The organism is Tenacibaculum jejuense, from assembly GCF_900198195.1.
Lineage (GTDB): Bacteria > Bacteroidota > Bacteroidia > Flavobacteriales > Flavobacteriaceae > Polaribacter > Polaribacter jejuensis.
The window spans coordinates 2,332,254-2,354,451 of record NZ_LT899436.1 but is presented as its reverse complement, the minus strand read 5'-3'; the positions used below and the strand labels follow the sequence as shown (position 1 = coordinate 2,354,451).

15 protein-coding genes and 15 tRNA genes are annotated in these 22,198 nt (G+C 30.3%); 27 read left to right on the top strand and 3 right to left on the bottom strand.

The window, feature by feature from the left end; translation table 11 throughout:
* Positions 1–2 precede the first annotated feature (2 nt).
* The 11 genes from AQ1685_RS10555 to AQ1685_RS10505 all read left to right on the top strand — a co-directional run bounded on the left by AQ1685_RS10555 (position 3) and on the right by AQ1685_RS10505 (position 9,243).
* Positions 3–677, top strand: coding sequence for a hypothetical protein (locus AQ1685_RS10555; RefSeq protein WP_095071945.1), 675 nt, complete (start codon positions 3–5; stop codon positions 675–677).
* A gap of 752 nt (positions 678–1,429) precedes the next feature.
* Complete coding sequence (locus AQ1685_RS10550; RefSeq protein ID WP_095071943.1) at positions 1,430–2,125, top strand: hypothetical protein; 696 nt, start codon at positions 1,430–1,432, stop codon at positions 2,123–2,125.
* On the top strand, positions 2,110–3,501 hold the full coding sequence (locus AQ1685_RS10545) for an RtcB family protein (protein ID WP_095071940.1): 1,392 nt from the start codon (positions 2,110–2,112) through the stop codon (positions 3,499–3,501). Before AQ1685_RS10550 ends, AQ1685_RS10545 begins: the two co-directional genes overlap by 16 nt.
* A 256-nt stretch (positions 3,502–3,757) precedes the next feature.
* Positions 3,758–4,300: a hypothetical protein gene (locus tag AQ1685_RS10540; RefSeq protein ID WP_095071938.1), complete on the top strand. Its 543-nt coding sequence runs from the start codon at positions 3,758–3,760 to the stop codon at positions 4,298–4,300.
* A 143-nt stretch (positions 4,301–4,443) separates the two neighbouring features.
* The gene (gene prfH, locus AQ1685_RS10535) at positions 4,444–5,139 is read left to right on the top strand and encodes a peptide chain release factor H (RefSeq protein WP_095071936.1); all 696 of its coding nucleotides are present in this window, start codon (positions 4,444–4,446) and stop codon (positions 5,137–5,139) included.
* A 170-nt stretch (positions 5,140–5,309) separates the two neighbouring features.
* On the top strand, positions 5,310–5,861 hold the full coding sequence (locus AQ1685_RS10530; protein ID WP_095075056.1) for a tetratricopeptide repeat protein: 552 nt from the start codon (positions 5,310–5,312) through the stop codon (positions 5,859–5,861).
* Between the two features lie 27 nt (positions 5,862–5,888).
* Complete coding sequence (locus tag AQ1685_RS10525) at positions 5,889–6,200, top strand: hypothetical protein (RefSeq protein ID WP_095071935.1); 312 nt, start codon at positions 5,889–5,891, stop codon at positions 6,198–6,200.
* A gap of 214 nt (positions 6,201–6,414) precedes the next feature.
* Positions 6,415–6,531, top strand: a tRNA-OTHER gene (locus AQ1685_RS10520).
* 72 nt (positions 6,532–6,603) lie between these two features.
* Positions 6,604–6,724, top strand: a tRNA-OTHER gene (locus tag AQ1685_RS10515).
* Between the two features lie 208 nt (positions 6,725–6,932).
* Positions 6,933–8,711 carry a hypothetical protein gene (locus tag AQ1685_RS10510; protein ID WP_157730181.1) on the top strand — a complete coding sequence of 593 codons (1,779 nt, stop codon included), beginning with the start codon at positions 6,933–6,935 and terminating at the stop codon, positions 8,709–8,711.
* Positions 8,692–9,243: a 3'-5' exonuclease gene (locus AQ1685_RS10505; RefSeq protein ID WP_095075055.1), complete on the top strand. Its 552-nt coding sequence runs from the start codon at positions 8,692–8,694 to the stop codon at positions 9,241–9,243. The genes AQ1685_RS10510 and AQ1685_RS10505 overlap by 20 nt, the downstream gene beginning before the upstream one ends.
* 46 nt (positions 9,244–9,289) lie before the next feature.
* Here AQ1685_RS10505 and AQ1685_RS10500 read toward each other — a convergent pair whose 3' ends face one another.
* Entirely contained in the window at positions 9,290–9,865 is a 576-nt protein-coding gene (locus AQ1685_RS10500; RefSeq protein WP_095071931.1) for a phosphatase PAP2 family protein, read from the bottom strand.
* A 928-nt stretch (positions 9,866–10,793) separates the two neighbouring features.
* Between AQ1685_RS10500 and AQ1685_RS10495 the strand changes: the two genes are divergently transcribed.
* The 16 genes from AQ1685_RS10495 to AQ1685_RS10420 all read left to right on the top strand — a co-directional run bounded on the left by AQ1685_RS10495 (position 10,794) and on the right by AQ1685_RS10420 (position 16,982).
* Positions 10,794–10,881: transfer RNA gene (locus tag AQ1685_RS10495), tRNA-Ser, on the top strand.
* Positions 10,882–10,888: 7 nt separating this feature from the next.
* Positions 10,889–10,960 (top strand) — tRNA-Glu (locus AQ1685_RS10490).
* Positions 10,961–11,055: 95 nt separating this feature from the next.
* A tRNA-Asp gene (locus tag AQ1685_RS10485) sits at positions 11,056–11,128 on the top strand.
* A 139-nt stretch (positions 11,129–11,267) separates the two neighbouring features.
* A tRNA-Cys gene (locus AQ1685_RS10480) sits at positions 11,268–11,341 on the top strand.
* A gap of 28 nt (positions 11,342–11,369) precedes the next feature.
* Positions 11,370–11,452 (top strand) — tRNA-Tyr (locus AQ1685_RS10475).
* 78 nt (positions 11,453–11,530) lie between these two features.
* Positions 11,531–11,602 (top strand) — tRNA-Gly (locus tag AQ1685_RS10470).
* An 85-nt stretch (positions 11,603–11,687) separates the two neighbouring features.
* Positions 11,688–11,759, top strand: a tRNA-Arg gene (locus AQ1685_RS10465).
* Between the two features lie 324 nt (positions 11,760–12,083).
* A tRNA-Pro gene (locus tag AQ1685_RS10460) sits at positions 12,084–12,156 on the top strand.
* Between the two features lie 88 nt (positions 12,157–12,244).
* Positions 12,245–12,317: transfer RNA gene (locus AQ1685_RS10455), tRNA-Asn, on the top strand.
* Between the two features lie 97 nt (positions 12,318–12,414).
* Positions 12,415–12,488 (top strand) — tRNA-Leu (locus tag AQ1685_RS10450).
* Positions 12,489–12,494: 6 nt separating this feature from the next.
* A tRNA-Gln gene (locus tag AQ1685_RS10445) sits at positions 12,495–12,566 on the top strand.
* A gap of 6 nt (positions 12,567–12,572) precedes the next feature.
* Positions 12,573–12,646, top strand: a tRNA-His gene (locus tag AQ1685_RS10440).
* 79 nt (positions 12,647–12,725) lie between these two features.
* A tRNA-Phe gene (locus AQ1685_RS10435) sits at positions 12,726–12,798 on the top strand.
* A gap of 27 nt (positions 12,799–12,825) precedes the next feature.
* Positions 12,826–13,311, top strand: a complete 486-nt coding sequence (locus tag AQ1685_RS10430) for a ribonuclease H-like YkuK family protein (RefSeq protein WP_095071929.1) — start codon at positions 12,826–12,828, stop codon at positions 13,309–13,311.
* Positions 13,312–14,576: 1,265 nt separating this feature from the next.
* A complete protein-coding gene (locus tag AQ1685_RS10425; protein WP_095071927.1) occupies positions 14,577–15,677 on the top strand; it encodes a slipin family protein in 1,101 nt (366 codons plus the stop codon).
* Positions 15,678–15,887: 210 nt separating this feature from the next.
* Positions 15,888–16,982 (top strand): TlpA family protein disulfide reductase, encoded by a 1,095-nt coding sequence (locus tag AQ1685_RS10420; protein ID WP_095071925.1) that lies wholly within the window; start codon positions 15,888–15,890, stop codon positions 16,980–16,982.
* A 23-nt stretch (positions 16,983–17,005) separates the two neighbouring features.
* Here the strand turns inward: AQ1685_RS10420 and AQ1685_RS10415 are convergent, their stop codons facing one another.
* Together AQ1685_RS10415 and AQ1685_RS10410 are read right to left on the bottom strand one after the other, a co-directional pair.
* Entirely contained in the window at positions 17,006–19,096 is a 2,091-nt protein-coding gene (locus AQ1685_RS10415) for a tetratricopeptide repeat-containing sensor histidine kinase (protein WP_162288572.1), read from the bottom strand.
* 287 nt (positions 19,097–19,383) lie between these two features.
* Positions 19,384–22,158, bottom strand: a complete 2,775-nt coding sequence (locus AQ1685_RS10410; protein ID WP_095071921.1) for an alpha-amylase family glycosyl hydrolase — start codon at positions 22,156–22,158, stop codon at positions 19,384–19,386.
* Positions 22,159–22,198 lie beyond the last annotated feature (40 nt).

Genomic DNA, 22,198 nt, shown 5'->3' with positions numbered 1-22,198 from the left:
TTATGAAACCAAAAAATAATAAAGAACTAAAGGAGAAAGAAGTTCGTAAAATATATAGACAACTTGATGTACTATATGAAAAAAAATCTCAGTTAAAACTAATAAAATTAAATCAACCTTACCGACATGGTTGGTTTAAAGAGCTAATTATTACTAATACTATAGATAAGTATGCTAACAAAGAATATATAGAAGAAGTATATAGATTAGTGGAGAAAAAAGTTTGGGCTAAAACGAAGGAAGAAGCAGAACGAAAATGGAGATATCAGATTTCTAAATATTTAATCAATAAAGAAACCCCTACTTTAAATAAAAAACAATACAACAAGCTAAGTATTGAAGCTAAAAAACTATGTATTCCTTTTCAATATTACACTGAAAGAAAAAATTTAAGAACTCGTTTTTATATTAAAATACCTAAAGGAGCTTATAAAATAAAATTCACAAGAGCTTATGTAACCCATACTCGAAATGTAGATCCGCAATTAGATAAACAAATCGCTTTTTTAAAACAAAAGTTAAAAAGTAAAGGATATTACGAAACAGAAAGAAAGTTATTCCCTTGGTTAACTTATGACGATTGGCCTAGTTATAGAGAAAGTAGGCAAGAAGGTAAGAGAAAAGTCAGAGATTTAAAAAATAAAGGAATCAAATACTTAATGAATGAAGCTTGTTAAAAGCCTTATTTTATCGAATTCTACTTGTATGAATTTAATTTAAAATCAATCTAAGCCCATAAATCAAATAAAATTGTCATATTTGTTGACATATTTATTAACGCAAAAACAAAAATATAACCTATGCTAATGCAATTTAATCACATATCGGACGCTCAAAAGCGATTTTTATGGAGTTACAAATAGGTTATTGTAGTATAAAATCACTTAAAAGCGTCCAAGTTGTAAAATTTGGACGCTTTTTTTATGAAAAAAATGTAGCCCTTTGAAAAAAGAGTCAATAGTACTACATAACTCAATTACAATAGATTAATTATCTGAAGAAATTCGGACAGGATTTCTATTTTTTTGATTTAATTTAAGTATTTGATTTTCAGTAAAATAAATTCATTTTTTTCTTGCGTAATAAAAAAAAGCCTCACATCTTTGCATCGCAATTAAAGCAAAAACAAAATATCGTTTTAATAACTTTATTATAATAGTTAGGGGAGTCTAACTGTTATAAAAAAAAAAGGAGTTAAAACTTAACACATAAAAAACGAAGTAAAATGTTCAATTTAAGAAAAGACATCGGTGTAACAAGAGAACTAGGTTCTTATGCACAACAGCTTCGTGACTTCATTCATAAATAGTATACCATATGTTTAAAGTCCGAAGCCCAAAACAAAGTTTCGGATTTTTAATACTACACAATTCCGTTTAGTTTATTACCATTTCCGAAACAAACAAAGCAACGTTTAATAGGAAAATAATTGAAACCAGAACATAAAAAGTCGAAAAGGCTTAAAGAGGTTCGTGGTATCTTGAAAAGACAACATCAAATTTGGAAACAAAAACAAAGTTTAGGTTATATAAAACTTGAAAAACCAATTCGACATGGTTGGTTTAAAGAGATCGTTATAACTCAAAACGTAGATCGATATAAAAACAAGAAAGAGATTCTTGAATTATACGATGCAATAGAGAAGAAATTTTGGGGTAGAACCAAAGAAGAAGCTGATCAACAATGGTTTCATCAAATTTCAAAATATCTGATCTATAAAGATTTTCCAACAGTCAGTAAACGTCAATTTAACAGATTAAGTTATAAAGCACAAAAGATGTGCACTGTGTATTCGTACAGAACAGAAGACAAAAAGCTTAGAAAAAGATTTTATGTACGAATTCCTAAAAGCGCCTATCGTATAAAATACACGAGAGCTTATATAACACATTCTAAAAGAATTGATCCAGAGTTAGAAAGTGAAGATGCTTTACTTGATAACAAGTTGTTAAGAAACAGATACTACAAAGCAAACGCAAAATTTTGTGGTTGGAATCGAAAAGATTATTGGACAACCCAAGATTTTACAAAGGATAAACTTAAGGCTAAAAAACAATTAAAAGCTTTACAAAACTATCCAATAGCAGCAATTTTAAATGGGAAAGTAACATGGGAAAGAGATTAAAAGGAAAAGATCTAATCAATTTAGGATTTCCACAAAATAATAGCATAAACATCGCCTTAGGGCAAATTAACCGATACAGAAAAAAGGAAAAGAAAGAGCGCATTTTAGAAGAAGCAAAAGACGTATTGCTTCATCCAGAAAAATATCAAGGAAATGCGATTTGGGGGAAAGTTGCAGAAGGTTTAACAAAACCAGTAGAAGTTAGAATGCATCAATTACGAAATACAAGAGCTCCATTTTCAATTTATGGAGAAAACGAAATTGATGATCAAGCAAAGTATCAATTATACGATGCTTTAAAATTACCAATAGCAGTGCAAGGCGCATTAATGCCAGATGCACATTCGGGTTACGGTTTGCCCATTGGCGGAGTTTTAGCTACAGATAATGCAGTAATTCCATATGGCGTGGGGTTAGACATCGGTTGTAGAATGGCTTTAAGTATTTATCCAATGAAAGCTTCTTATATCAAAGGAAAGCAACATCAAATGGAGAATATTTTAAAAGAGCATACAAAGTTTGGGATGTATGAAACTCATGATAAAAAACAAGATCATGAAATATTTGAACGTAGTGAGTTTCGAGATATTCCATTAGTAAGGCGCTTAAAAACAAAGGCATTCAGACAATTAGGAACTTCAGGTAGTGGAAATCACTTTGTAGAGTTCGGAATTGTAACCATAACTGATGAAAAAAACGAGTTTGATTTACCTATAGGTGAATATGTGGGATTATTATCTCACAGTGGATCAAGAGCTTTAGGAGCTAATATAGCAAAACATTATACCTATTTAGCGAGTAAACAATGTCCGTTACCAAAGAATGTACAGCATCTAGCTTGGTTAGATTTAAATACACATGACGGACAAGAATATTGGCTAGCTATGAATTTAGCAGGTGATTATGCTAAAGCTTGTCATGATAATATTCACAAACGAGTAGCAAAGTTACTAGGTGTAAAACCACTAGCAATGGTTGAAAATCATCACAATTTTGCTTGGAAAGAACAAGTCAACGGAGTAGAACGAATTGTACATAGAAAAGGAGCAACTCCTGCTAGCAAAGGAGAATTAGGAGTAATTCCAGGATCTATGACTGCACCAGGATACATTGTTCGAGGTTTGGGTAATGAAGAAAGTTTGCAGTCTGCATCACATGGAGCAGGGAGAAAACATTCTAGAAGAAAATGTAAAGAAAAGTTCACCAAAAGTGATATTAAGCATCAACTGAATATGAATCAAGTGAGTTTAATTGGAGGTGGAATTGATGAAGCGCCAATGGCATATAAAAACATAAAGAAAGTCATGGCAAATCAACAAGAATTGGTAGAAGTTATAGGAACTTTTACACCGAAAATTGTAAGAATGGATAAGTAATTCAGTGATCGGTGACCAATGAATAATTTTTAGTGAAGAATTAAGAATTGTCACTTCGAGTGAAATTATTTGAAATGGTATGGAGAATAATTTTATATCGAGAAGTAATCGAATTGTTCTTGGTAAAATTTTACTTCATAAAATCATTCGAACTGACATTAGTATAACAAAAAATTGTACGATCATATATTTTACGCATTAAAATAAACAGTTAAAAAGAAAAATCAATGAGTTTTAACTCATTGTACTAGAAACGATGGGAGCACAACATAACACAAAAAGATACGGAGAATTATGGCCTGATTACCGTATAGAATTAGGCCTAAAAATATTAGAAAAATTAAAACAATGGATTGTTATTTCTGGAGGATGGGCCTGGCATTTCATGTCAGAAATGAATCATAAGGAATACAAACATGCACATGATCATAAGGATATAGACATTTTTGTGAATCCTAAAAATGTTGGAATTGTAATGCAAATTTTATTAGATGATGGATTTGAAAAAGTTTGGACTCGTTACGATCATATGCCTAGTCAAGAGAATTTTAGACGATACGAAAAAATAGAGTGGTTACCAACAGGAAGAGAAGTTAGAGTTACAATCGATTTCTTTGAATCTAAAACTATAGCAACAACTGAGGTTAATGGTTGGCAAGTAGTTCAGCCAGAAACGTTATTAAGTTTTTATTCAAATATTCATTCAAGTGATAAATGTTGGGCAGTAAAAACCGCAATAAAATTAGTATCAGAAGGAAAAAATCCAATAGGTAATCCATTGTTATCAAAAATGCCTTAAAGGCACTTTGTCACTTCGAGTGAAAGTATTCAAAATGAAATAAAGAATGCTTTTGTATCGAGAAGAGTTTGGTAGGTTCTCGATAAAATTTGAACCTCATTTCATTCGATTAAAATCACTCGAACTGACAACAAGAAAATAACATGGAAACAAAAACAATTCAATTTACCGCAGGTCGTGGTCCTGCAGAATGTACTTGGGTAGTTGCTAAAGTATTAAAAACGTTCATTAAAAAATTAGAAGAAAATAAGTTTGATTATACGATTCTTCAAAAAGAAAATGGGAATCAAAATGGAACTGTTCAATCGGTTACGATTCAAATTGAAGGTAAAAACTTGACTTCATTTTTGAAAGAATGGTTAGGCACTATTAAATGGATTGGTACATCAACATACAGAAAACATCACAAACGTAAAAATTGGTTTATCGGTTGTTTTGAATTAAAAATGAAAAACAAAACTACTGTAGATGAAAAGCAAATAGCATTTCAAGCCATACGAAGTTCTGGTCCTGGAGGACAACATGTAAATAAAGTAAGTTCTGCGATTAGAGCAAAACATATTCCAACAGGAATTCAAGTATTGGTATCAGAAAGTAGATCACAGCATCAAAATAAAAAGATAGCAATACAACGATTAAAAGAGCGAGTAATGGCAAATACTATTGAGCAATTACAGCAATCGGTACAACAAGAATGGGAAAATCATTTGAATATAGAAAGAGGAAATCCAGTACAAATATTTACTGGAACAGATTTTAAAATTCAAAAACAGAAAAAGAAAAACTATAAATCAAAACGTAATCAATTAAAAAATGATTTGCGTAGAGAATTGAATTAATCAAAGATTTAAAGATTAAAAATTTAAAGAATTGTTAGTTCGAGTGATTTTTATGAAGATGGAGTGAATACAAAGTCGAAATAAAATAGTATCGAGAACTTCTCGATATAAAAGTATTCTGTATTTCATTTTGAATACTTTCACTCGAAGTGACAAAAAAAGAAAATAAAATGAAAACACTAACGAATAATTACATATTTAAAGCATTAGATGCATATCCATATGATTTAGAAGAAGCTATGGAAGCTTTAACTTATGCTTTAGCTTATGATGAAAAAAACACTATGGTGTTAGGTTTACTTGGACGCATTAATGCTGAGAGTTTATATGATTATGAAAAAGCGAAAAGTTATTTTGCTGAAGCTTTAGCCGAGGATATTAACGCATTTCATATTTATCCGCATTATGTTAATGTTCTATTATGGAATGAAGATTTAGATGAAGCTGAAAAATTAATAGATTTTGCTTTAAAGATTAAAGGTTCAGACAAAGCGGTTTTGTATGTAAGTAAAGCAAGACTTTTTGAACAAAAAAGATCGTATCAAAAAGCATTAGATTTTTTGAAAGAGGCAAAAATTCATACGTATAATGATAGTTTCATGTATACAATTAATCAGCATAAAGATAGGATTAAAGACAAAGTTCCACGGAAAAAGAAAAAAACTAAAAAGAAAGAAAAGAAAAAAGAAGCTAAAGCAAAGAAAAACAAGAAAAAGAAGTAATTAAGTTTAATCATTAAAAATAAAAAAATGAGAAGAGAAGTTTTAAAAAGGTTTTTACAAGGCACAGATAATTCAGGAAGATTTATTGTTCAGTCTAAAGTAACAGGAATTACATATTATGTAGAGCCTATAGATCAAGGAAAACCTGATAAGTTATGGGGAGATGTTGATCCAGCTACTAAAAAACTCACTGGCGATTATGGAAATGTTAGGAGAGGAGCTGTAAAACCTTCTGAATCCTTAATTACTGAGGCGAATGGCTTTGTAAATATTGATACATTTAAAGGAAGTCCGCTTGCTGAAATTGATCGTAGAGATAAAATTTATGAAAATAAATAACATTATTTTTATTACGCAAAAACAATGCGCAATATACTTCAATATTTGCAGTGTAATTATGAAAAAGAGCAATAATTAATCAAATTGCTTTCTGAAAAAGAAATAAAGATCTATGAAATTGAAAAGAAGAGGGGGAAGATTGAAAAAGAAAAAAGCCTCATCATAACGAGGAGTATGATGAGGCAAAATTAAAAGTTCATTAACATTATGAAATAGTTCGGTAGCTCAGCGGTAGAGCAACAGAAAAATACTATTCGCTATGAAAAAGCAACAATAGTTCCTATGAAAAGATCCAAACTGTGTGTCGCAGGTTCGATCCCTGCCCGAACTACAAATACTGACTAAGAAAGTTCCTATTTAACATTAGCTGTCACCTAAATATTACTTTCCGTTAGTATTATCAGGCTCAGTAGCTCAATTAGGTAGAGCACTAGATTTGTTATACTGTTCGCTGTTAAAAAGCATAAATAGTTCCTAGAAACTTTTGGTTCTAGAGGTTACAGGTTCGAGTCCTGTCTGAGTCACAAATCGACAAAAGAAGTTCCTATAAAAATCACAATTAAAGGAAAAATTACTTCTCGTTGATTATTAAAGACAAAAAGAGTTCCTATATACCGGTTCGATTCCGGAACATGTTTAGGTTCATTTTACTCTTCGTCTTTTTTTAAAACATAGGTAAAAGGTGTTCCTATATATTCCATTAAATACACCTCACTTATAAATATTATGAAAATGAAAACATTAAAATTGTTTAACGCTGTAATAGCAAAAGAATCAGAAAATAATGATCGTCCGTTTATCTCTAAAGAAGGATTCATTATAGAAAAAGACGCTTTATGGGCAAAAGATAAAATAGAAGAATTTTATACTCGTGAACAGTTAAGCGGAAACGATTTAAACAAAACCTTCCATAAATCTTGGAATAAAATTAAAACAAGTACGAGATTTGAATTGTATGTTGAACAAATACAACATTATATTTCTACTTACGGAAGTAATTTTAAAAGTGAAATTTATATTCCTTCAGAAGTTTTAAATGTCCCAAACTTAAAATTAGTTTATAAAGTAATTAAGGCATATACAGTTGAAGAAATGACAAAAAAATGTTTGTCATTGCTACAATCGGGTATTGCTTTAAAAGAAGAAACTATAGACGATATTCTATCAATTTTAGTAGACGAATTGCAATATGAATTTACTGGGAAAGAACAAATAAAAAATAAAGAAGCAATTGTTAAGATTGCCGATGTATATCAAGTTTATCCAGAAAGTGTAGTAGAGTTTTTCAGATATATAATTTATAGAACTACAGACACTACATTATTAATTAAAAATGAAGAATTAATTCAAGCGATTAAAGACAGTTCTTATAATCCGTCAATAGCTTTTAATAAATTCGGATTAGAGCGATTAGCAGAGATTTTTAATCGATTCAAGCCATTGTTTTTAGCTTATAAAAATAGAGCGCCTAAAACAATTAATAAGATTAGTAAATTATCTAAAAAGTATCACAAACCATTAACATCTAACCCATTAAATGAAGTAACCTATGCGTTATTGTTAGAAAAAGATACGCATTGGTTAGATAATGCAACACCATTTGCTTTATTTAAAGCATTAAGTGCTTGTTATATCAGAAAAAATGGTCAAGATACGTTTATGTATCGTATAAGAAATGGTAAATCTTGGGTAAAACCAGGACGTTCAACTTATGCAAGTGACTTAAATTATGATTTCTTACTGGCATACTTGAAAAATAGATTCAATTTATCAGAGCAAAAAATATTTATTCCAAAAGATATAGAATATGCTTTACCAACATCAGAAAAAATGTACGTAGGAAATATCCCAACGGGAACAAAATTCTATGGAGAAAAATTAGCTGTTGGTGTCTACTGGGAAAATAAATGGGGAGCTTATGATTTAGATTTATCAGGAATCAATATTGGAGGTAAAGTAGGATGGAATGCTACTTATAAACAAGGTAATGGAGATTTAATGTATTCTGGAGATATTACTGATGCACCAAATGGAGCTGTAGAATATTTATATGCCAATACAGGTTTAAATGCACCAACTTTGGTAAATAATAATGTTTATTCTGGAAGACAAGATTGTGATTATAAAATAATTGTTGGTAGAGGAGATGGTATAAAAAATGAATATATGATGGATCCTAATAAATTATTTGTAGATATCAAATGTAATTCTGTACAAAAGCAAACCATTTTGGGTATGATTTTACCAGAAGAAAATCAGCAATCGTTTGTATTATTAAATTTTGGAGCGGGTCATGCAAGAGTTTCTGGTAATTCAGAAATTTCAGACTTAGCTACAAAAGCTTTATACCAACAATGGAATAATCCACTAACATTTGAAGCTATTGTTTATGAATTAGGTGGAGAACTTGTAACGAATAGAGAAGAAGCAACTTATGATTTTTCTTTAGACGTACTTGAAAAAGATAGTTTTATCAAAATATTTAATGAAAATGAAATTAAGAGGAAATAAAATAATTGTAATAGATATAGAAGCTACTTGTTGGAATGGCAAAATTCCAGCAGGACAAGTAAATGAAATTATAGAATTTGGTATCAGTGAATTAGATATCGAATCAGGAGAAATTTCAAAAAATAAAGGAATTTTAGTCAAACCAGAACGTTCAGAAGTAAGTCCGTTTTGTACAGAATTGACTACCATTACTCAGGATTTGTTAGATAAAGAAGGGATTTCATTTAAGGAAGCTTGCCGACAAATTCGAGAAGATTATAACGCTAAAGAATATGTTTGGGCAAATTATGGGGCCTATGATTTAAAAATGATTCAAAATCAGTGTAAGATCAGAGGTGTTGAATATCCTTTATCGCAAGAACATGTTAATGTAAAAGAACTCTTTGCTGAAGTAAAAGCTTTACGACGCAAAGTTGGCATGAAAGGAGCTTTACATATTTTGGATATTCCTTTAGAAGGAACGCATCATAGAGGTGTAGATGATGCAAAGAACATTGCAAAAATTTTGCATTGGTGTTTAAGAAACTCATAGTTTCAATTTAGTTAAATCTTTAGACAGTTTTTGTCTAGAGATTTTTTTATTTAAAAGTATACCTAAACCCAAAAGTAGGTGTGTCATCTAAAACTCCTGATGTTATTTGGAGTTGTGCATTTTTATCATATGGTTTGGTAAATAAATAACTAAAACCATAACCAATTGCAGCTCCAGCTAAAACATCCCAACCGTCATGTTTTTTAGCTTCAATTCTAGAAAAACCTACATAACTGGCGAGAACATAAGCAGGAATCCCATATTTCCATCCATATCTTTTTTGAATAAAAGTTGCACTAGCAAATGATATTGAAGTGTGACCTGAAGGAAAACTATTTAAGCTTTCTCCGTTAGGACGTTCTTTATCTATAATTAATTTCAAAACTGAAGTAACTACTACAGTACTCATAAATGATTTTGTAAACTGTAAAGTTCCTTTTTGCTTATCTTTCCAGATAAAAGTAGAAGTTAAAGCTACTGCTGGTAATAATCCCACCAAAACGTCTCCACTAGTTTTATGAAATTGTTGTGAAGAATTTAATGGAGCTTGTGATTGAACAATACCTTTTCCAGATAAAAACACTAAGATTAAAACTAATTTTAAAAATACTTTTTTAGTCATACAAGGATTTCGGGGTTTTAATAGGTAAATAAGTACCTCAAAATACAATTTTATATGTTAATTGATATACTTTTTTGATTAATAACTTAAAAAACAGCTCTGTATTATATCTTTTTAAAGTAAAATATGAAGTGAAATCAATAAAAAAATGATGAAATCTTTAGTCATTTTCAAAAAATGAACTAATATTGCACTACAAATGAAAACAATAAGTATACATATTAGCAATCAATCAGAGCTTTGTACTTATGATTTTCGTCCTGGATTAGGCGAAAAAGGATGCTATGTATACAAATTTCAAGAGTTACTTTGAATGAAATGAATAATAAATAAATACAAATACTAGCGTCCAATGAAAATTGGGCGCTTTTTTTATGAAAAAAATTGAAAGAAAATGTTAGACTAAAGAAAATAAAAATAAAAGCATAAAAACTGAAAACAATTGAGAGACAGACTTTTGTAAACAAGTAAAGTATCCGTTGAAAAACGGACAGGATTTTTATTGTCCAGGATCAAGACTAAATAACTGATAATCAGTAAAATAAATTCATTTTTTTCTTGTGTGGTTAAAAAAAGTGTTCCATATTTGCAGTGTCAAAAACAACAAGACAAAACAAAATATAAAAAGAACAAATAATAAAAATGTATAAAGCTGAACAACATATAATTTCAACAAAGAATAACTATATATTAGTTCAGTATAATACGAATAACAGAAATAACATGAAACAATATCCACAACATAACACAGCCAATCATTTAGGATTCCGTTTACCGGAATGTTGCTCACTGTTTAGTGAATCGGATTTAGATTTTAGTTATAAAAAGGAGATAGATTATGAAAGTATATTGTGATATACATTCATTTATAAAGATTAAAAGCATCTCCTTATCAAAGTGAGATGCTTTTTTTATGCTATGAAAATTTGGAAGAGCAAGCCAATTTGGTGGTGGCCACGGTCTTGAAAACCGTTCGGAGTTAACGACTCGTGTGGGTTCGAATCCCACCTCTTCCGCAAAAAAACTCTGTTCGTATAACGGCAAGTACGCCTGACTTTCTATCAGGAAATAAGGGTTCGATTCCCTTACAGAGTACAAAAGGAGAATAGGTAAATATTGGTTTGTTACGCTTAACTGCTAATTAAGTCCATGATAATGGTGAAGGTTCGATTCCTTTGTTCTCTGCAAAAAGTGTTGTGGCGCAATGGCTAGCGCATCCTACTGTCTCTCGGAGGGTTGCGGGTTCGAATCCCGTCAGCACTGCTAAAACTAGAGGTATAAAAATTGGTAGTTTACCCGCTTTGGATGCGGGAGGTTGTAGGTTCGAAATGCATAGCATTCATAAGCACAAAAGAGAAATATAAAAGTGTGGCGAACTAATCCTGCTCTCTAGACTAAATATGACAAGGTGGCTGAATGGTTTAAGGCGACAGACTGCAACTCTGTTTTTTGTGAGTTCGAATCTCATCCTTGTCTCGATTGAAGATCATTGAAATATTGAAAAGGAAGTATTGAGCAATTGGTTGGCTCGCCAGACTGTAAATCTGGTCTCTTCGGAGCTTGTAGGTTCGAGTCCTACTACTTCCACTAACAAGTAAACATTAATCAATTAACAATTACCAATGGGTAATTAAAACTGATAATTGTTTACTGATAATTGAAAATGCATCTGTAGTGTAATTGGTAACATAGTAGATTTCCAATCTTCAGTTTCGAGATCGAGTCTCGACAGATGCTCAAAAATACGTTTATAATGTAATGGTAGCATTTGAGTCTCCAAAACTCAGGGTTAAGGTTCGAATCCTTATGAACGTGCGAACAAGCATCTATGGTGTAAAGGATAGCACAAGAGATTACGAATCTCTAAGTCTAAGTTCGAGTCTTAGTAGATGTACAATTTGCTCCACTGGCCAAAATGGTAAAGATTAATGAGCAAAACGTGTTTTGAGAAATTAAGAACGCAGTTCACGTTTAAGCCGTGTGAATTCTTGGTTCGAAATACAAAGTATTCACGATTTCTTAATTCAACAAGTATGAATGAGTAATCCAAGGTGGAGTACAATGTTCAGTGAACAGTGACAATGATTAATAAAGAAACTAATCATCGTTTACTAATAATTAATTGATCACTGAAAAAAAGGTTCATTGTGGTTAATGGCTAACCTTCCCGACTGTCTCTCGGGAGATACGAGTTCGATTCTCGTATGAACCGCTAAAACTAGAGGTATAACAATTGGTAGTTTACCTGCTTTGGATGCAGGAGGTTGTAGGTTCGAATCCTGCTCTCTAGACTAAACCTAGAAAGAAGGTGTGTGTATGGTGACTTAACGTTAAAGAAATTAGTTGGCTGTTAAAAATTAACATTAAAGTCACCAAAATTGAGGTATAACTCAGCTGGCAGAGTACCGTGCTGTTAACACGGGAGTCTTGGGTTCGAATCCCAATGCCTCAGCAAAACAATGATAAGTAAACAGTAATCAATTTACAATTATCAGTGATCAGTAAGAAAAAAAATGATAATTGTTTACAGATAACTAATCATTGAAAAAGCAGGAATGGCGGAACTGGTATACGCGTCAGATTTAGAATCTGAATTTTTAGAGTTCGAATCTCTCTTCCTGTACGAATTAAACCTGTGATGTAATGGTTAGCATACAAGACTTTGACTCTTGTTGTATAGGTTCAAATCCTGTCAGGTTTACAAATGGTGGTTTTAGTTTATGTGGTAAAATATCTCACTGTGAATGAGAAGAACAGGGTTCGAATCCCGAGATCACCCCAAAATTCAATGAACAATTAATAGTTATCAGTGATCAATAAATAAAATAATAATTACTACTGATAACTGATCATTGAAAAAGGAACAATAGCAAAGTTGGTCAATGCGTCGGACTGAAAATCCGAAGATACAGGTTCAAATCCTGTTTGTTCCACTAAATAAAATGCAAAATGAATGAAAAATGAAAACTGTAAAACAAAAATGGAGAAATTTTAGTGGTAAAGAGTTCTGTGAACCAATAACCACACTTATTGAAAAAGCAATTGTAAGAGAACAAAGTGAAGGTTACAATTTAAAAATTTGTGTGGGATCAGATTCACAAGCATATAAGTCACATATTGAATATGCAACAGCTATTGTTGTGTTACGCGAAGGTAAAGGTGGATTTATGTTTATGAGAAACCTAAAAGGAACTAAACAGATTAGCATTAAAGAAAGAATGCTTAAAGAAGTTACGATGTCTGTAGAAACAGCGTATGCTATCTGTAATATTTTAGATAAATACAATGTTTCATTAGAGGTTCATGCAGATATTAATACAGATCCTAAATTTCAATCAAACGTTGCTCTAAAAGATGCTATGGGATATATTTTAGGAATGGGGTTTGAATTTAAAGCTAAACCTTATGCATTTGCAAGTTCATCTTGTGCAGATAAAGTAGTGTAATTTATAATAAATTTTATTACGCAAAAACAATGCGCAATTAACTATAATATTTGTAGTGCAATTATGAAAAAAGAAACCGATGAGAGGGGGAAATAATGAAAAGAAAAAGTAAAGCCTCACTATAACAAGGAGTATAGTGAGGTACAATTAAAAAGACAATATATAGTTAAAAATAAACGCCTCTTTAGCATAAAGGGAAGTGCTGTGGTAAAAGGTTGTTTCGTAACCATGAAGTGATTGGATGATGTTGTTAGTAGTTCTCTTACTAATGAATAGAATTTGCAGAAGCACCGAATTACACAAGATGTAGAGTAGGGAAGCGCATTTAGAGCCAATCTGCCTTAATAAGGAGTATCAGTTCGAATCTGATAAGAGGTACAAAAGTTCATTGAAAATTTATATCGTCATTCCGAAGAAATAATAACGAAGGAATCTGTAAAATCAATAAATAGATTATTTCACTTTTTTCGTAATGACAGAAAATATCAAGCGAGTCTTGTTGGGTGTTTCAGTATAGCACTATTGTATGCATTCTTGCAGTTTTGTATGAGTAATGCATGTGCAACTTGACTTGAAGGTTTTGATTATTCACCAAAAAATAATCTCATTCTATAGGTCGCGGGTTCGATTCCCGCCATAAACTTAGGGTTTATGTAGTTTAGTTAGGTTAGAACGATAGAGTTAATTAGTGTGGGTTCGAATCCCACTACTTCCACATTTGGAGGTATGGCGAAATAGGTAGACGCGCTAGACTGAAAATCTAGTTAAAATGGAAAGCCGAAAGGTAAGCCGGTTCGAATCCGGTCTTAAACTCGAGATTACGACTCTCGCTGGTTTTTGTTTGCACAGGTTCGAATCCTGTTAGAACTCACGCAGTTCTATAGCTCAGTTGGCTAGAGCACTACACTGTTAATGTAGGTTAAAGCTCATCATCTTTTAAAACTGATGAAAAACTGAAGTATTGCTAATGAGTTGTTTAGTCAGCACTCATGAGATATACTTGTTATCTGTTTTGAATTTAAACAGAAGTATAAACTTTTTTAAAGTCAGTTGATTATTAATGAAGTAATTGATCCACTTTAAAAAACGATATACAGAAATTTAAATAGATTCGAATGACCGTGTATTAAAGAGCATTAGCAATACTTCTTTTATAAAATTAAGTATAATCATTCCGAAGGAAAATGATAGAAGAAATCTTTTAAATAACATAATAGATTACTTCATTTTGTTCGTAATGACTCATAATTAAATAAAAAAGGAAAATGAAAAGAGTAAGAATTCACTTAGGAAAAGTTGGCTTAGTTTTCAAAAATGGAAACTACCAAAAAGTAATTACTGAAGGAGTACACTGGTTAGGATTTAATCAAAGTATACTGATTTACGATTTATCGCATCAATTTCATACTACTGTAGCTACAGAAATCTTACTAAAAGATGAAGCTTTAGTTAGTTTACTAGATATAGTTGAAGTTAAAGATAATGAGCTAGTGCTAGTCTATGAAAATGATAACTTTAAATCTATACTTTCTGCAGGTAGATATTTATTTTGGAAAGGTTTGATTAACAGAAAATTTCAGAAAGTAGACACAAGTAAAATTTATATTACAGAACACATAGACAAATCATTATTTTCAAATTATGAACTAGCAAAGTATATAAGAGCTTTTGAAGTATTTTCTTATGAAAAAGCTGTTTTACTTGTAGATGATTTGTACACAAAAACACTAACAGGTGGAACTTACAGATTCTGGAGAAATAATACTTCAGTAAAGATAAGCAAAGTAGATATGCGTCAGTTACAACTTGAAATTGCTGGTCAGGAATTATTAACTAAAGATAAAGCTAATATTAGAATCAACTTTTACACGAATTATAAAGTTACTGATATTGAAAAAGCTTTACTAGAGAATAAAGACTATGAAAAGCAATTGTATGTTGCAATGCAATTAGCATTAAGAAAATATATTGGACAATATTCTTTAGATGAATTATTAGAAAACAAAGAAGACGTTTCGAAAGTTGTTTTAGAAGCTTCTGTTGAAGTAGCTAAAAAACTTGGTGTGAAAATCTTAGACTGTGGAATTAGAGATATTATTTTACCTGGTGATATGAAAGAAATTATGAACCAGGTTTTAGTTGCACAAAAGAAAGCACAAGCTAATATTATTACTCGTAGAGAAGAAACAGCTTCAACAAGAAGTTTACTGAATACAGCTAAATTAATGGAAGAAAATGAAATGCTGTATAAATTAAAGGAAATGGAATATGTAGAAAAAATTGCTGATAAAATTGGTGAGATTTCTGTTTCTGGAAATGGAAATATGGTAAAACAGCTAAAAGAAATATTTGCTGTAAATAAATAAGAGAAACCGTTCTTTTCTGAACGGTTTTTTTATGTTTTTAATTTTATGTGTTAAAAGACTATTATTATAGTTTTTTCTTATTTAAAATTCTATTTTTGTTATAGTTGCTTGGGCTTATATTTAAAAAAATTGCAAAATTCATATACATTAAAACTTCTTTATTAGCGTTAAGTACTAATTTTAGAATAAAAAATACTTAAATAAAAAGAAATGAGAATTATCTTAATAATATTAGTTGTTGCCTTGATAACTTCATGTAGTAATCAAACAAAAAATAAAAACTATTTAATAGAAGGCGATTTAGTTCATCTTGAAGCTGGTTGTAAAATCAGTATGAATCCAAATACTAAAAGTGATCAAAAAATAACTGTAATTTCTTCTAAAGAGAAATTTGTTTTTGAACTAAATGATAGTATTGATAAAGGAGAATATACTTTAGAAATAGTTAATCCTAAAAATTCAACAAAACAAAATTTGTATTTCTGGTACAATAAACAAGATTTACTTTTTAAGGGAGATTTTAATCAGTTTAAGCAAATAAAAGTCGAGAATGACGAAACTAATAATATTACTCATAAATATTATCAAGTTATTGATACTTATGATCGTAAAATGTCAAAGTTATTAGAGACAGTTAAAGATCCTGATAAGTTAAATGTTTTGGTTACTAAATACTTTGATTCCATTCAAAAAGATCAAAAAGCACTTATCTTTAAGCATAGTAATAATCCGTTTTCATTACATAAAATTGTATTTCTAAAGAATAAATTTTCTTCAGATAATTTATCAATAGTATATAATAAGTTAAGTGATAATCTTAAGAAATCTACAGATGGAAAATTGCTTCGTAATTATCTTTCTTCTAAAAGAGTAGAAATAGGTAAAAACTTCGTTGATTTTAAAGCAAAAACGATTAAAGGAAATTATGTTAAGTTATCAGATTATAAAGGCAAAATAATTCTATTAGACTTTTGGGCTAATTGGTGTACTTGGTGTCATGTTCAAAACAAACAAGAATTTACTCCTTTACAAGCCAAATATAAAAATGACTTAGTTATTATAAGTTACTCATTAGATGAAACAACAGAAGATTGGCAAGAAGCTATAAAAAAAGACAGCTATAAATGGGAGAATTTATCGAATTTGAAAGGAATGAATGATCCTGTCAGTTATATATATAAAGTAAATTTACTACCTCATAGTTTTTTAATTGATAAGCAAGGGAAAGTGGTTAAAGAGTTTATTGGATATGAAGGAGAGAATATAATTGAAGCTGAAATTCAAAAACTGATAAACAAATCATAAATGAAGTAGTTTAATCATATAAATTAAACTACCTCTAATTCAGATTCGGGTACAATTGGGATTCTCATTTCAAATAAGGTTCCTTTTTCTTTCTCAGATGAAACTTTAATATTTCCTTTATTGATTTCAATAAAACGGTGGACTAATTTTAATCCTAAACCTGTACCTTTTTCACCATGTGTACCTGTAGTGGTGTTTTTGTTTTCTAGATTGAAAATAGATGCTATTTGTTCTGAAGACATTCCCACACCTGTATCCTTTATATTGCAAATAAAATCATCATATTCTTTCTTAAATGAAATTTTAATTAAGCCTTGTTCGGTGTATTTTAAAGCATTACTAATTAAGTTTCTAAAAATTACATGAAAAGCACCTTTATCAAATAAAATTTCAATATTCTCTTCAGATTCAATTTCTATTACAGTTTTTTTATAATTTGCTTGTTGTTCATAACCAGAAATTATTTCTAAAAGTTCTTCTTTAACGGAAATGTAAATCGGATTCATTTTATAACCGTTTAATTGTTTTAAAGACCAATCTAAGAGGTTGTCTAATGTATTAGATAAGCGTTGTGAATTTGCTTCTAGTTGTTCAGATAAAACCACAGTTTTATCGTAGTTTCCTTTTTTAATATGATATTTAAGAATTTTTCCTGAGCGTTGAAAAGGTAATATCATACTTCTTAAATCATGTGCAATGATAGAAAATAGTCTATTCTTAATTTGATTTACCGCGATTAATTCTTTTCGTTGTTTTTTTAATTTTGAATACGCCCAAATTCCCGTAAACAGTAGTATTAATAATGATAAAGTAATGATTAAATATGTATTTTTCTTTGCTTCAGATTTTTGAATTTTTAAATTTTGTAATTCTTTTTGTTCTGTCAAATTAGCTATAACCAGCTCTTTTTTCTGGCTATCGTATTTTTTTTCTAAATCAGCGACTTTTGTTTTAGTTTCTTTGTTAGCTATAGAATCTCTAATCTTATGATATTTTTTAAAATGCTCAAGAGCTAAGGTAGGTTTTCCAGTATTTTCATAGTACTCACTATAATACTTGTGCATTGCTTCTTTAGAATAAGCAATATCTGTTATTGAAATAGTGTGTTTAAGATCTTCTAGGTACAGTTTAACTTTAGGATAATTTTTTTGATCTAAATAGAAGTTCACCATTCGATCAATACTAGAAATAGTAACTAAATAATTACTTGATGTTTTTCCAAGTGCATAAGCACCCTTCAAATATTTTTCAGCTTCTTTTAATCTTTTTTTATTTTCAGATAAAATTATTCCTTTTTCGCTATAAATTTGAGATAATCTAGCATTATTCTCCATGTTTTTTCCAATTACTTCTGCAGAATCTAAAAACTGTAAAGCAATATTATTCTTCTTAAGTCCACGATATGCAATACTGATTTCTATAAATGATAAAAGCCTAATGTATTTATTATTTCCTTTTTTTGAATTTGCTATAGCTCTTTTATAGAATATAGATGCGTTTTTATATTTTTCTAATCGCATATTGCATATTCCTATTAAATACAATGTATTAGCAATTGAATTTGGCCCCATTTTTTTTTCCTCTTTGAGTGCTAAGGTTTTCATTAATTGAGCTGTAGCTTTTTCATAATTAGCTAGTCTAATATAATAGACTCCTTTATTATGGTAAATTGTAGTTAGATCAAATGGTTTTTCCAATTTTTTAGAAAGCTGAATAGCAGAGTCTAAATAAATAATTGCTTTTTTATAAGCTTTATTTTTATCGGCTAATTTAGCTCTTGCAGAATAGTAAGTAGACCATTCCGTACTGTTAGGAGCTTTTTTTAAAGCTTCTCGAGCGTTTTGTAAAGCTAATGTAGCTTTTTCTTCATTATTTTTTGTGGTTAATAAAAATGCTTTCTGAGAATAGGCATACGCAACATTTTCATATTTATTTATTTTCTTGCTCAATTCTGCAGCCTTATTAAAAGCATATAAAGAAGAATCTAGCTCTCTTTTTAAATGATATTTTACTCCTAAAATTCTATAAATTTGAGCTTTACAAGCTATACTAGCCCCAGATAATTGTGAATTTCCATATTGTAAGGCCTTATCTACATCTACTATAGCATTCATTTTTTTTGCTATATCATCACAATATTGGTTTTGGCAATTTAATTTATACAACGTAACTATTAGCAATAACAGGAGTGTGAAATTGTTTTTTTTCATTATTAATTTTAGAATCTAAATAAGAGGTTTTGGTTGAAGATAATTTTTCTCAGTAAAAACTATCTTCACCAAATATAAGAATATTGATAATGAAAAGAATAAAGTCTAAAAAGAGATTGATTTATTTAAATTTTGAAATAAAAAAAAGACCGTTCTTCAAAGAACGGTCTAGTAAGTGTTTAATGGAACTTTTATTTGACTAGCAATTTATAAGAAAACAAATTATTGTTATTTTTCCCTTTAATGAAATATAATCCTTGTGATAATTGCTGTAAAGAGAATGTATGATTCTTATTGTAATTTCCTTTAAAATATAAAACTTGTTTCCCAGAAATATCATAGATTTTTACATCGGAAACTTCTTTGTTTATAGAAATAAAACCTTTTGAAGGATTTGGATATACACGTAATACATCTTCATTATTTTCAATATCTTCTGTAGATAACGTTACTGCATCACTACCAAAAATTCTAAATTCACCTGGTTGTAGTGCTAGAGTAGCATTGGTATTGGTTACATTTATAGTTTTAGTTTCATCTAATAAATCGTACCAAGTTCCTGTTTGTTGAAATGATGGATTTATTGCTTGAGCTGTAATTCCGAAGTTACCAATGATTGTAACATATTGTAAATCATCTGAAGTATTATCATTTGTCAGTTGAATTTTCTTTAAACCATTTGCGTTATTAACATCTAAAGTGAAATCGGAAGTTCTAAAAATATCCTCTTGTTTTTTTAAAGCAATTAGTTTTGCCCAAACATCGTAAATAGCTTTTCTGTTCACTTCGTCTGCATATTCCCAACGAATTGGTTTATTTCCTGTTCTACCATTAAAATCAATATCTACATCGTAACCTAATTCACCAAATTGCCAAATCATTTTTGGTCCTGGAACTGTAAAATAAAAAGCGCCTGCACTTGTAATTCTATTTAAGGCAGTTGCTAAATCTTTTACATTATAAGTGCTATTAGAATTTCCAAACTGTAAATTTTTGAACATTAAACGTTGTTCGTCATGACTTTCCATATAAGCGATATTTGCAGGAACAGTCCAGCCACGATTTCTATAATCTATCCATGAAAAGTCAGATTTTCCACCAGAATGAAACCCTAAGGTAGTTTCGTTATAATTAGAGTTTAAATTGCTCCACATCATAATTCCTTTTCCTTCAGCTAAACGATAATTTACCCATTCTGATTCTTCTTGATTGGTTCCTAGGTGTTCAAAAATTACATAAAAATCAGAATCGATATCCCATTGATAATCTGCGTATTCTTTTAAAACAGCAACTCTATCTGGTTGCATTCTATTGGTACAAGCATCATCTGATCCAGAACAATTCTGCGTAAATCCTTTTGTTAAATCCCATCTGAAGCCATCAATATTATATTCTTCAATCCAATATTGCACTGTACGTTTTACATAATCTTTAGTGGCTTGTTGACTATGATTGAAATCGTTAAACACGTTGAAAGAATGTTTTGCAGTTGCATTAAAGAAAGGACTATCAGCAGAAGCTTGTCCGCCATAATTTCCGTTGTCAGTATTCCACATTCTGTAGAAAGGGTTCTGTCCTGTTGCATGATTATATACAACATCTAAAATCACTGCGATTCCTCGTTTATGACATTCGTCAACTAATGCTTTAAAAGCATTTTGAGTTCCGTAATATTTATCTAAGGCCATATGAAATGAAGGATTGTATCCCCAAGATTCATTTCCATCAAATTCACTAACAGGCATTAATTCAATAGCATTTACACCTAAACCTTGAATATAATCTAATCTAGCTTTTAAAGCATCGAAACTATGTAATTGATCAAAATCACGTAATAAAACCTCATATATTACCAAATCAGTTTTAGCTGGACGATTAAAATTGGTTACTTCCCAAGCATATGGTGTATCTCCAGTTCTTAATAATGTAACAGCATGATTTGTTTTTCCTGTCGGATAAGCAGGTAAATCAGGATAAGTAGTAGCATTTATAAATTGATCGTTACTCTCAGTTAAAACAACAGTAGAGTAGGGATCTGCTACACGTAAAGAACCATCAATCAAAAACTGATACATATGATTTGTTTGTGGAGTTAAACCTGTTAATTCAATCCAAAAACGATCATTAGCTGTGTCTTTTTTTAATAAATAAGAATCATTTAACGTCCAATTATTAAAATCTCCAATAACATGAACAAACTCTTTCCCAGGAGCATATAAAACTAAAGTAGCTTTTGTATTATCTGTTGGATTTAATGTTAATCCATCTTTTATTCCTGAAGGAAGACTCTCTTCAACTACAGTAGGTTTTACAAGAACTTGAAAATTAGCTGTTTTTGTATCAGTACCGTTTACGGCTTCTAACTCAAAATCTGTTGTAGCTGTAACAGTTGTAGTAAAGCTATAATTAGTACTGTTATTTTGCATATTTACAGAAGCACCATTAGCTTTTAAATTAAAGTTAGCATTTAAACTAGCTGTAGCCGTTATTGTCACATCATCTCCTGAATTAATAATGGTAGGAGAAGAGCTAGGTGAAGTTAATGTTAATTGAAATTTACCAACTTCAAATACTTGATCTTGAGATTTTTTATCTCCAGTACCATTTTTAGCTTTAACAAGTATTCCTATTCGGCCAATATCAGTTCTGTTGTACAATGAAGTAGGGGTGAAACTAATTGAATAACTACCATCTCCATTGTTAGTTAGCTTTTGAGCTTCGTTAGAATTCGTCCAAGTTCCATTAGTAGGAGAATCCATGATGTTATCATCATTAATATCAAAAGACCAAGTCCATAAATAAATATCTGTTACTCCCCACATTGCAGGATTTACATTAGTAACAGTAATAGTAATCTCTTCATCTTCATTAAAAGTTGTGGGGGACACAGAAAACGTTACGTTTTGCTGTTGCGCAAATAATGAAATATGAATACAAAGGATTAAAAAAAGTACTATTTTCTTCATAAGGTATAATTAAAAAGCAAAAACCATCCATTAACTATAA